The sequence below is a fragment of the Roseateles sp. AC306 genome (assembly GCF_979253795.1).
Map to the genome: position 1 here is coordinate 441,309 of NZ_CEEDEB010000001.1, position 12,114 is coordinate 453,422.

Here is a 12,114-nt window from a genome sequence, read left to right on the forward strand (position 1 = left end):
GTCGTGCTGAGTTTCCCCGCGGAGAAGGCCGGGATGGGCAATGGTGAAAGCGTTTCTGACTCATCAGGGTCCCCTCCCGGGTGAACTTGTATTGTGAAATTGATGTAGTTTTGCTACCGTCCGCCGCGCCGAAATTGCACCCTCCAGCCCCGTGTCTGCCAAAGCCTTCCCCGTGAACCTGAATTTCCTCGCTATGACCGTCGGAGTGCGCCCATGAGCGCCCCGTACCCCTGGTTGGTCGCCGACGTCGGCGGCACCAATGCCCGCTTTGGCACGGTGGCCGGCCCCGGCGCCACTGTGGAGGACGTCCGCGTGCTGCCTGTGGCGGCCCACGCCGGCCCAGCGGCGGCCGTGCGCGCCTACCTCGATGGGCAGGCGCCCGGCTCGGCTCGCCCGCAAAGCGCCGCTTTTGCGCTGGCAACGCCGGTGCAGAGCGACCGCATCGCGCTGACCAACGGCGCCTGGGACTTCTCCCGCTCGGGCACCCAGGCTGAACTGGGCCTGAAGACCTTCCTGTGCCTGAACGACTTCGAGGCGCAGGCGCTGTCGCTGCCGCGGCTGCGGCCGCATCAGTTGCGCGCCTGGGGCGAGGCCCCCGCCGCCACCGGCGATGTGCCCGTGGGCACCGTGCTGGCCGTCATCGGCCCGGGCACGGGCCTGGGCGTGGGTGGCGTCATCCGTGCGCCGGGCCTGTGGCTGACGCTGCCGGGGGAGGGTGGCCATGCGACGCTGGCGCCCGGTGACGATTTCGAAAGCGCGGTGCTCGCCGCAGCCCGCCGCGAATTCCCGCATGTGTCGGCCGAGCGTTTCCTGTCGGGCATCGGCCTGCCGGTGCTGTGCCGCTCGGTAGCCGCAGCCCTGGGGGAGGGCGAGGACGTCACCGCGCTGCCGGCCGACCAGATCGTGGCCCGCGGCCTGTCGGGTGAATCTCCTGCCTGCGCACGCACGCTCGAGCTGTTCTGCGGCCTGCTGGGCAGCTTTGCCGGCAACGTGGCGCTAACCCTGGGTTCGCGCGGCGGGGTGTTCATCGGCGGCGGCATCGTGCCGCGCCTGGGCGACTATTTCTTCAAGTCGCAGTTCCGCGCCCGCTTCGAGGCCAAGGGGCGCCTACACACCTTCGTCGACGGCATCCCCACCGCCCTCATCACCGACACGCTGGCCGCCCTCTCCGGCGCCTCGCTGGCGCTCGAGCAGGCCGACGCCTGACGCGCGGCGCGGCGGGCTTCGCTCGCCGGCTGCCAATCCTCTTTCACCGCCGTCACGCCGCAGCCCGGCTCGGCGACCTCTCTTCATTGGGCCTGACCGCTGGCGCTGCATTGCGCTGGCGGCGCAGCCCTGCCTGCCTGGTGCAAAACCGGGCGGTGATGCCTCTTTTCGGGTTGTTGGTCATCGACACATCAGCGTGTAGTTGCGCTACAAAGAAGCGGCTTCTGTGGGTTTATATGGAGTCGGTCTGATGTCGATTCGGTGATTCCATGCTGGTTAACCCGTGGTATTGCGTAGAAACCAGGTCGTTTCTTCGCAACGTCTAGGGTTTACGCAGGTGCGGTTAAAAATCTAGTTTTGATACAAACCAGGCCGAGACGTAGGGTTCTCGCCCAAAAGTCGTGCGCCACCGCCCGGGCGCGCTGCGGGCCAAGCCGCTTTCCAATGATCCAGAGGAGACATTCATGACCCAGAGCAAAAACAAGCACGGTTCGGTTGCCGCCGTGTCCTTCCGCATCAGCCCGGTGGCCATCGGCTGCGCGCTGCTGATCGCCGCCGCCGGCGCAACGGCGCAGGAAGCTGCTTCGCCCCAGCAACTGGAAACGGTGACCGTCACCGGCATCCGCAAGGGCATTGAGGCCGCCATCTCGGTCAAGCGCAACAGTGACTCCATCGTCGAGGCGATCTCGGCCGAAGACATCGGCAAGCTGCCCGACTCGTCCATCGCCGAGTCGATCGCCCGCCTGCCGGGCCTGACCGCGCAGCGCGTCAACGGCCGCGCCCAGGAAGTGCAGATCCGCGGTCTCGCTGGCCAGTTCGCCACCACGCTGCTGAACGGCCGCGAGCAGGTCAGCACCGGCGACAACCGCTCCGCCGAGTTCGACCAGTACCCCTCCGAGCTGCTCAGCGGCGTGACCATCTACAAGACCCCGGACGGCGCCCTCGTCGGCCAGGGCTTGTCGGGCACCATCGACCTGCAGACCGTGCGCCCGTTGAACTTCTCCGGCCGCACGATGGCCGTGAACCTGCGCGGCGAAAAGAACTCGCTGGGCCGCCTGAACCCGGGTGCAGCGAGCGACAAGGGCAGCCGCTTCAGCTTCTCCTACATCGATCAGTTCGCCGACCGCACCGTCGGCATCGCGCTGGGCTATGCGCGCCTCGATTCGCCCAACCAGAACAACTACTTCCGTAATTGGGGCTACCCCAACTTCACCGGCACGTTCGGCGGCACCAACTACGTGGACGTGCGCGTGCCGGGCGGCGTGCAGCTGCGCAACGAGTCGGCCTCGCAGAAGCGCAATGGCCTGATGGGCGTGCTGCAGTGGAAGCCGTCCAAGGACTTCGAGACCCTCGTCGACGTCTACCACTCGACCTATGAGCGCAACGCGCTGCAGCGCGGCTTCGAGGCTGGCTTGGCCTGGGGTGCGCAGGGGCTGAACAACCCGGTCGTCGAAGGTGGCGTCACCAACGGCAACACCATCACCGGCGGCGTGCTGACCAAGGGCGACTACGTTGGCGTCAAGCCCGTGCTCCGCCATGACGTCAACGACCGCAAGGACACCATCGATGCCGTCGGCTGGAACAGCAAGCTGGTGCTGAGCCCGGCGCTCACGCTGGTGGGCGACCTGAGCTGGTCCAAGGCCAAGCGCAACGAATCCATCATGGAGATGTACGCCGGCACGGGCCCTGGTGGCTCGGGGGCGACCGACACCTTCAAGGTCGTGCTGCCGGTGGGCGGCGGTCTGCCGAGCATCACGGCTGGCCTCAATTACGCCGATCCGGCGCTGATCAAGCTGGTGGATGCCGGTGGCTGGGGCCAGGCGGGCTATCTGAAGAAGCCCGAGGTGACGGACGAGATCAAGTCTGCGCGCGTCAGCGCCAAGTACAGCCATGACTTCGCGTTTTTCAGTGGCGTCGAGGGCGGCCTGAACTTCACGCAGCGCCAGAAGTCGCGCGACGTGCCCGAGTGGTTCATGGACATCAAGACCTCGCCGACCACCATTCCGGCCAATCTGCTGTCGGACCCGAACAGCATGGCCTACGCCGGTCTGGGCAATTTCATTTCCTATGACGCCCGCGCCGCCGCAGCGCAGTTCTACAACCTGCGTGCCAACCTGGGCAACAAGGACATCATCAACAAGGACTGGACGGTCAAGGAAGACATCACGACCCTCTTCGCCCGGGCCGACATCGACTCCGAACTGCTGGGCATGCCACTGCGCGGCAACCTGGGGGTGCAGGCGGTTCATGCGGACCAGAAGTCCAACGCCTTCAACATCCAGGGCGCCACCACCAGCCCGACCACCTACGGCACCAAGTACACGGACTGGCTGCCCAGCCTGAACCTGACCTGGCAGGTCGCCAGCAACCAGAACCTGCGTTTTGCTCTGGCGCGCCAGATCACCCGCCCGCGCATGGATGACATGCGGTCAACCAATACCTACAGCGTTGACATCACCAAGGTCAATGATCAGGGTGCGCTCGGCGAATGGAAGGGTGATGGCGGCAACCCGGCGCTCAAGCCGTGGAAGGCGGATGCGGTCGACCTGTCCTACGAGTTCTACTTCGGCAACAAGGGCTATGTGTCGGTCGCGGCCTATTACAAGGAGCTGAAGACCTATATCTACAAGCAGAAGATCAACATCAATTTCGTTGAGCGCTTCGGCAACCCGACCGCGACCGGCACCATCACGCCGACCTCCCCGAACGGCCTGTTCGAGACCCAGGCCAACGGCACGGGTGGCTCACTGTCCGGTGCCGAGCTGGCCGTGTCGCTGCCGCTGCAAATGGTGAGCAACGTCCTCGACGGCTTTGGCCTTCAGCTGAGCTATGCCTACGTGGCAAGCAAGATCTCGCCCTTCGGCCCTGATGACAGCCGTCCTCTGCCCGGCCTGTCGCCCAACACCTATAACCTGACCGCCTACTACGAGAAGGCCGGCTTCTCGGCACGCATCAGCACGCGCATCCGTGACGGCTTTGTCGGCGAGGTGACGGGCTTCGGCGCTGACCGTGCCTTCGAGTACGTCAAGAAGGAAAAGGTCACCGACCTGCAGCTGGGCTACGAGTTCCAGAGCGGCGCGGCCAAGGGTCTGTCGCTGCTGTTCCAGGTCAACAACCTGAGCAATGAGCCCTACGTCGAGTACTACAACAACGACATCACGCAGACCAAGCAGTACACCAAGTACGGCAAGACCTACCTGATGGGTGTGAACTACAAGTTCTGATCCGGCGATCAGGTGCTAGCGTGACAGCCCTTGCCGGAGCGATCCGGCAGGGGCTTTCTGCACCTGGGGGTCGAATTTCGTCATGAACCGATTGTTCAACCCGCAGCCGCGCGTACAGGTGCTGGAGCCGGCAGAGGGGCTGCGCGTCGTTGTGCTGGATGACGTGCTGCTGCAGCCCGAAGCGGTCGTGCAGTGGGCGGCCGTCCACCGCTTCGAGGCGCCCGAGGGCAACCTCTATCCGGGCCTGGTGATGGGTCTGCCGGACGAGTTCGACACGCGCCTGCGCGACCTGTTCTGGCAACACGCGCGCGGGCCGCTTGCGCTGAGGCGCTGCCAGGCTGCCTATGTGCGGCTGGCGTTGACCAGCACGCCCGTTCAGCAATTGCAGCCGTTGCAGTGGTTGTGCCATCGCGACCGCATCGACGAGAACGAGCCGGAAGCGATGTTCGCCGCCTCTGTGCTCTATCTGTTCCGCAACCCGGAGTTGGGCGGCACGAACTTCTTCGTGCCCCGACGGCCGGCGCAGGAGCTGGCCGTGCTTTTCCGCGACGCCCAGGCGCTGCCGCCCGCAGACTTCTCCGCCAGGCATGGCATCGCGCCGGGCTATCAGGCTGAAGATTCGGCCTACTTCGACTGCGTGGCAACCGTGCCCGCGGCGTGGAACCGCATGGTCATCTACGACGGCGGGGGCTACCACTCGGCGGCCATCGACCGGCCCGATCTTCTCGGCGACGATGCCACCACCGGGCGCCTCACATTGAACGGCTTCTTCCCCTGCCGGCGCCAGACCGCAGTCACAAGACATCCATGAACACTCCCTTGATCCAGGACATCGTCATCGTCGGCGGCGGCACCGCCGGCTGGATGGCCGCCGCCGCACTGTCCACCGTGCTGCGCGGCCGCTACCGCATCCTGGTCGTCGAGTCCGACGAAATCGGCACGGTCGGCGTGGGCGAGGCGACCATCCCGATGATCCAGCGCTTCAACCGTGTCGTCGGCATCGACGAGAACGAGTTCGTGCGCGAGACCCACGGCAGCTTCAAGCTGGGCATCGAGTTCGTGAACTGGGGCAAGCTGGGTGACCGCTACATGCACGGCTTCGGCCGGCTGGGACAGGACCTGTGGACCGTGCAGTTCGAGCAGTACTGGCACCGCATGCGCAAGCTGGGTCGCGCGCAGCCGCTGGAGCAGTACAGCATCTCGCGCATGGCGGCGTTGGCCAACAAGTTCATGCCGCCGCGCACCGACCTCGGCAACTCGCCGCTGGGCGAGATTGCCTACGCCTATCACTTCGACGCCAGCCTCTACGCGCGCTACCTGCGCAAGTTGAGCGAGCAACGCGGCGTGCTGCGCATCGAGGGCAAGATCACCCACGCCACGCGGCGAGGCGAGGGCGCTAATCCTGAGAAAAACGCCGGGCATGTGGACGCCGTCGTGCTGGAAAGCGGCGAGCGCATCGCGGGCGACCTGTTCATCGACTGCTCGGGCTTTCGCGCCCTGCTGATCGAGCAGACATTGCAGACCGGCTTCGAGGACTGGACGCACTGGCTGCCCTGCGACCGCGCGATGGCCGTGCCTTGCGAGTCGGTCTCGCCGCTGACGCCCTACACCCGCTCCACGGCCCACCGTGCCGGCTGGCAATGGCGCATCCCGCTGCAGCACCGCATCGGCAACGGCCATGTCTACAGCAGTGCGCACATCAGCGACGACGAGGCCGCCGCCACGCTGTTGGCCAACCTGGACGGCAAGCCGCTGGCTGACCCGCGCCCCATCCGCTTCCAGACCGGCATGCGCAAGCTGGCCTGGAAGGAGAACGTCGTCGCCATCGGTCTGTCCAGCGGCTTCCTGGAGCCGCTGGAGTCCACGTCCATCCACCTGATCCAGACGGCCATCCAGCAGCTGATCGACTTCTTCCCGGACCGCGGCTTCAGCGCCAACGACATTGCCGAGTTCAACCGCCACAGCCGCTTCCACTACGAGCGCATCCGCGACTTCGTCATCCTGCATTACCACCTGAACCAGCGCGACGACTCAGCCTTCTGGCAGGACTGCGCTCATATGTCGGTGCCGGACTCGTTGCAGGAAAAGCTGGACCTCTACCGCAGCCACGGCCGTGTCGTGCGGCGTGACAACGAGCTGTTTGCCGAGGTCGGCTGGATCCAGGTCATGGAGGGCCAGAACCTGACGCCGCAGCGCTACCACCCGCTGGCCGACCTGCAAGGCGAGCAGGACACGCACGACTATCTGGAAGGCGTGCGGCAGGTCATCGCCAAGTGCGTGGAGGTCATGCCCGACCACGCGGCCTACATCGCCGAGCACTGCGCGGCCAGGCGCATGTGAGCATGCAGGGCGCGCTGATCCGCGACATCGTCATCGTCGGCGGCGGCACCGCGGGCTGGATGACGGCGCTGGGCCTGGCAGCGGTGGTGGGCGACCGCTACCGCATCCGCCTGGTGGAGTCCGACGAGATCGGCACCGTCGGTGTGGGCGAGGCCACCATCCCGCTGATTCAGCGCTTCAACCGCATCGTCGGCATCGACGAAAACGAGTTCCTGCGCGAGACGGGCGGCACGTTCAAGCTGGCCATCGAGTTCGTCAACTGGGGCCGCGTGGGCGACCGCTATATGCACGGCTTCGGCCGCATCGGGCAGGACTTGTGGACCGTCGGCTTCGAGCAGTATTGGCATCGCATGCGTCTGGCCGGCCGCGCACGGCCGCTGGGCGACTACGCCATCAACCAGGTCGCAGCGCGCGCCAACCGCTTCATGCCGGCGCGGCCCGAGCCGGCCAATTCGCCGCTGGCCGACGTTGCCTACGCCTACCACTTCGACGCCGGCCGCTACGCGCGCTACCTGCGCAAGCTTGCCGAGGCGCGCGGTGTGCAGCGGACCGAGGGGCGCATCACGCATGCGACGCGTGGCGAGTCGGGCGATGTCAGCGCCGTCGTGCTGCAGAGCGGCGAGCGCATCGAAGGCGAGTTGTTCATCGACTGCTCAGGCTTTCGCGCGCTGCTCATCGAGGAGACGCTGAAGACCGGCTTCGATGATTGGAGCCACTGGCTGCCCTGCGACCGCGCGCTGGCCGTGCCCTGTGAATCGGTGGCGCCGCTGACGCCCTACACCCGCGCCACCGCCCACCGCGCCGGCTGGCAATGGCGCATCCCGCTGCAGCACCGCACCGGCAATGGCCACGTCTACAGCAGTGCTCATGTCAGCGACGACGATGCCGCCGCCACGCTGCTGGCCAACCTCGACGGCAAGCCGCTGTCCGACCCGCGCCCGCTGCGCTTCAGGGCCGGCATGCGCCGCAAGGCCTGGCACCGCAACGTCGTCGCCATCGGCCTGGCGGGCGGCTTTTTGGAACCGCTGGAGTCCACCAGCATCCACCTCGTGCAGCAGACCATTCAGTTGCTGATCGACTTCTTTCCCGACCGCGGTTTCAGCGCGGCCGACGTGGACGAGTTCAATGCGCAGAGCCGCTTCCACTGGGAGCGCATCCGCGACTTCATCGTGCTGCATTACCACGTCAACCAGCGCGACGACTCCACCTTCTGGCGCGACTGCGCCCACATGGCCGTGCCTGAGTCGCTGCGGCAGAAGATCGATCTCTACAAGGCCCACGGCCGCGTGACCCGCTTCAACAGCGAGCTCTTCGCCGAGGCCGCCTGGCTGCAGGTCATGGCCGGGCAGAACCTGCTGCCCGACGGCTTCCACCCCTTCGCCGCGCTGCAGCCCGACGACCGCGTGCGCGCCTACCTGGAGGCCGTGCACCGCGCGGTGCAGGGCAGCGTGGCGCTGATGCCCGACCACGCTGACTACATCGCCCGCCATTGCGCGGCGCCCCGATGAGGACTCCCATGCCCACCCGCCGCACGATGCTGACTGCCGCTTCTTCCCTCGCCTTGCCCGCCATTAGTGCTCCCCTCGACATGCCCCACCTGGCCTGGACCCGCCAGGCCGTCATCTACCAGGTCAACGTACGCCAGTACTCGCAGGCCGGCACCTTCCAGGCCGTGCAGGCCGACCTGCCGCGCCTCAAGGCACTGGGTGTCGACATCCTCTGGCTGATGCCCGTGCAACCCATCGGCAAACTCAACCGCAAGGGCACGCTGGGCAGCTATTACTCCATCAGCGACTACACGGCCGTGAACCCCGAGTTCGGCACGCTGGCCGATGCCAAGGCTTTTGTCGCCGCAGCGCACAAGCTCGGCTTGAAGGTCATCCTCGACTGGGTGGCCAACCACACCGCCTGGGACCATGTCTGGGCCACGGCGCACAAGGACTGGTTCAAGCTCAACGCCAAGGGCGAGGTCTACCCCGTCACCTTCAACGAAGGCCAGCCCGGCGAGGAGCACTGGGACGATGTCATCGCGCTCAACTACAAGAGCCCAGGCCTGCGCGATGCGATGGTCGAGGCGATGAAGTTCTGGGTGCGCGAGGTCGACCTCGACGGCTTCCGATGTGACGTGGCCAGTCTGGTGCCGACCGATTTCTGGGTGCGCACCCGCAAGGAACTGGACGCGCTCAAGCCCATGTTCATGCTGGCCGAGTCCGACGCCGTGGATCTGCACACCAGTGGCGCCTTCGACATGACCTACTCCTGGGATCTGGCCGACCAGGTGTTCAAGAAGATCGGCAAGGGCGAGGCGGGTGCGCCCTTGCTCAAGGCCTGGTTGGCGAAGCAGCCGGCCGGTTACCCGGCCCATGCCTACCGCATGCGCTTCACCAGCAACCACGACTTCAACTCCTGGCACGGCACGGACGCCGATCTGTATGGCGACGCCTACCAGGCGCTGGCCGTGCTGAGCTTCACGCTGCCCGGCATGCCGCTGATCTACAACGGCCAGGAGTCGCGGCTGACCAAGAAGCTGGAGTTCTTCGAGAAGGACCCTATCGCGTGGAAGAGCTATGAGCTGACCGGCTTCTACCAGCAGCTCATCGCACTGAAGCACAAGCATCCGGCGCTGGCGGCTGGGCAGTACGGCGCGCCCGTGACGCTGCTGGCCTCGCAAGGCGATGTGGTTGCCTTCGAGCGCAAGCTGGGCAGCGACATCGTTCGTGTCGCTGTCAATCTGTCGAAGACCGAGCAGGCCTGGCAGGGCCACACGCTCAAGCCCTGGGGCTGGACGCTGTCATGAAGATCCTCATCACCGGCCTGAACGGCACGCTGGCGCCCCGTCTGGCCGAGGCCGCGCGTGCGGCCGGGCACGAAGTCATCGGCTGGGACCGCAAGGCGGTGGACATCGAGAACGAAGCCTTGTCGGCCGCCTGGCTCTCGGCGCAATCGGTGGACGCCATCGCCCACCTCGGCATGAGCTCGGCGCGCTTCGCCGGCTGGCTGGCGTCGCGCTGCCCGAACTTCCTGTTCACGAGCACGGTCATGGTGTTCGACCCGGTACCCGACGGCCCGCACGACGTGGCCGACGCGCGCAATTCCAGCAACGACTACGGCCGCTACAAGGCCGAATGCGAGGACGCCGTGCTGCTGGCCAACTCCCGGCCCGTCATCGCCCGCATCGGCTGGCAGATCGACGAGAGCCGACCCGGCAACAACATGCTGCTGACGCTGGACGAGTGGGCGCAGCGCGATGGTCGCGTGAAGGCGAGCAGCGCCTGGACGCCGGCCTGCTCCTTCATGACGGACACGGCGGCGGCGCTGCTTGGCCTCATCGAACGCCCGCTGCCCGGCGTGCACCACCTGGACAGCAACGCCGAGGAGGCCTGGCGCTTCGACGCGATCGCCCGGGCCTTGGCCAGCCATTTCAAGCGCGACTGGCGGGTGGAGGCCAACGAGGACTATCGCCATGACCAGCGCCTTGTCGGAGGTCCGAGCGGCTTGCCGCCGCTGTCCGCCCGGCTGCTCCGCGCCTGAGGCCGTCGACAATGGGGCCATGAAAGCACCCCCGCGCCTGCAGGCATTGATTGAAGAAGGGCTGATCGACAGCGTCGTGCGGCAGCTGAAGAGCGGCAAGGAAGCCGACGTCTACGTGGTGCGCTGCGGCGACGACACCTGTGCGGCCAAGGTCTACAAGGAGGCCAACAAGCGGGGCTTCCGCCAGGCGGTGGACTACACCGAGAACCGCAAGGTGCGCAACAGCCGCCAGGGGCGCGCGATGGCCAAGCGCACCACCTACGGCCGCCAGCAGCAGGAGGCCGCCTGGCAGAGCGCCGAGGTCGATGCCCTGTACCGCCTGGCTGCGGCCGGCGTGCGTGTGCCCCAGCCGGGCAATTTCCACGACGGCGTGCTGCTGATGGAACTGGTGGCCGACGAACACGGCGACGCGGCGCCGCGCCTGAACGACCTGAGCTTCAGCGAGGCCGATGCGCGCCGGCACCATGCCACGCTGATCGACGAGGTGGTGCGCATGCTCTGCGCGGGCGTCATCCACGGCGACCTGTCGGAGTTCAACGTGCTGCTGGCCGCCGACGGGCCGGTCATCATCGACCTGCCCCAGGCCGTGGATGCTGCCGGCAACAACCACGCGCCGCGCATGCTCATCCGCGACGTCAACAACCTGCGCAACTTCTTCGGCCAGTACGCCCCGGGCCTGCTGGCCACGCAGTACGGCCCCGAGATCTGGGCGATCTACGCCGCCGGCCAACTGGCCCCCGGCATGCCGCTGACCGGCCGCTACGAGCGCAAGCCGGGCGAAGTGGACCTGTCCAGCGTGCTGCGCGAGATCGAGGATGCAAGGCTGGAAGAGGCGGAGCGGGTGATGCGCATGGGTTGACTAGGCTGCCTCGCCCGGCCGCAGCCAAAGCTCGCGGCGCCATGTGGGCGTCTCGGCAGGCAGCAGCGGGTTGCTCAGCTTCAGCACGCGCCCGGCCGAGACCGGGTGAGCCTTGATCACGGCGCCGTACTGTTCGCGATGCAAGCGTTGGAAGCTGCCGTCAGCCACCGCCGCCTCCAGCCCCACCTTCAGTTCGGCGGCCAGTTCCGGCCGGCTCGGGCTCACGAAGAGATAGCCCGCCGCCGGGTAGTGCAGCATCAGGTCTGGCGCGATGGCCAGTTCAGGGTAGCGGCCGCCGGCCAGCTCGGCGTCGATCTCCAGGATGGAGCGCGGGAAGTAGTCAATGCGGCCAGCGGCCAGCATGCGGAACAGGGACTCGTAGACGCTGCTGGTGCCGACCTGGAGGCCGTTGGCTCGGAGGATGGTGGTATCGGGCCAGTCATGCCCCTGGCCAGCCAGGCGCTCGCCCAGGGCCTTGAGGCTGCGCACCTGCGCCCATTGCGCCAGCTCGCTGCGGCGCACCAGCAGCAGCCGCCAGCCGAGCAGGCCGCGGTCGATGGGAATGCGCACCGGCAGCAAGCCAGATGACTCGCGCGAGCGGTCGGTCATGGTCCACATCAGATCGATGGGGCTGCGGCCGGCGGCCAGTTCGATGAGGGTGCGGCCCTGAGCCATGTCGAGGTCGACGGTGCGCACCTCCAGCTTGCTGCCGGCGCGGCTCAACGCCAGCTCGACGAGGCGGCGCACATAGAGCAGCTGCGGGTCGGGCATGCTGACGTGGCGCGGCAGGCGCACGGCTCCGGCTGATCGTGCGTGCAGCGGCTGGCCAGCGAGCAGGATCGGCAGAGCGAGCAGCGAGCGGCGGCGCAGGGGCGTGGGCGACGGCATGGGCCGACATCATGCTTCAGCCGGACGGCAGGCGCTCGGGGCAACTGCAATCCCGAGGGCTTCGGT

General features: G+C 66.9%; 9 protein-coding genes. 8 read left to right on the top strand and 1 reads right to left on the bottom strand.

Features of this window, described 5'->3' with window-relative positions; genetic code table 11:
• The first annotated feature begins 213 nt into the window (after positions 1 to 213).
• From glk to AC0IZJ_RS01755, 8 genes are all read left to right on the top strand, one after another.
• On the top strand, positions 214 to 1,206 hold the full coding sequence (gene glk / locus AC0IZJ_RS01720) for a glucokinase (RefSeq protein ID WP_471846008.1): 993 nt from the start codon (positions 214 to 216) through the stop codon (positions 1,204 to 1,206).
• Positions 1,207 to 1,670: 464 nt separating this feature from the next.
• Complete coding sequence (locus tag AC0IZJ_RS01725; RefSeq protein WP_471846010.1) at positions 1,671 to 4,430, top strand: TonB-dependent receptor; 2,760 nt, start codon at positions 1,671 to 1,673, stop codon at positions 4,428 to 4,430.
• Positions 4,431 to 4,512: 82 nt separating this feature from the next.
• Positions 4,513 to 5,241 carry a DUF6445 family protein gene (locus AC0IZJ_RS01730; RefSeq protein WP_471846012.1) on the top strand — a complete coding sequence of 243 codons (729 nt, stop codon included), beginning with the start codon at positions 4,513 to 4,515 and terminating at the stop codon, positions 5,239 to 5,241.
• Positions 5,238 to 6,770, top strand: coding sequence for a tryptophan halogenase family protein (locus tag AC0IZJ_RS01735; protein ID WP_471846014.1), 1,533 nt, complete (start codon positions 5,238 to 5,240; stop codon positions 6,768 to 6,770). The genes AC0IZJ_RS01730 and AC0IZJ_RS01735 overlap by 4 nt, the downstream gene beginning before the upstream one ends.
• Before the next feature lie 2 nt (positions 6,771 to 6,772).
• Complete coding sequence (locus tag AC0IZJ_RS01740) at positions 6,773 to 8,278, top strand: tryptophan halogenase family protein (protein WP_471846016.1); 1,506 nt, start codon at positions 6,773 to 6,775, stop codon at positions 8,276 to 8,278.
• An 8-nt stretch (positions 8,279 to 8,286) separates the two neighbouring features.
• On the top strand, positions 8,287 to 9,567 hold the full coding sequence (locus AC0IZJ_RS01745; RefSeq protein ID WP_471846018.1) for an alpha-amylase family glycosyl hydrolase: 1,281 nt from the start codon (positions 8,287 to 8,289) through the stop codon (positions 9,565 to 9,567).
• Positions 9,564 to 10,301, top strand: coding sequence for a sugar nucleotide-binding protein (locus AC0IZJ_RS01750; RefSeq protein ID WP_471846020.1), 738 nt, complete (start codon positions 9,564 to 9,566; stop codon positions 10,299 to 10,301). Before AC0IZJ_RS01745 ends, AC0IZJ_RS01750 begins: the two co-directional genes overlap by 4 nt.
• Before the next feature lie 19 nt (positions 10,302 to 10,320).
• The gene (locus AC0IZJ_RS01755) at positions 10,321 to 11,160 is read left to right on the top strand and encodes a PA4780 family RIO1-like protein kinase (RefSeq protein WP_471846022.1); all 840 of its coding nucleotides are present in this window, start codon (positions 10,321 to 10,323) and stop codon (positions 11,158 to 11,160) included.
• On the opposite strand, the gene AC0IZJ_RS01760 is transcribed toward AC0IZJ_RS01755, so the two are convergent.
• A complete protein-coding gene (locus tag AC0IZJ_RS01760; RefSeq protein ID WP_471846024.1) occupies positions 11,161 to 12,048 on the bottom strand; it encodes a hypothetical protein in 888 nt (295 codons plus the stop codon).
• Positions 12,049 to 12,114: the final 66 nt, after the last annotated feature.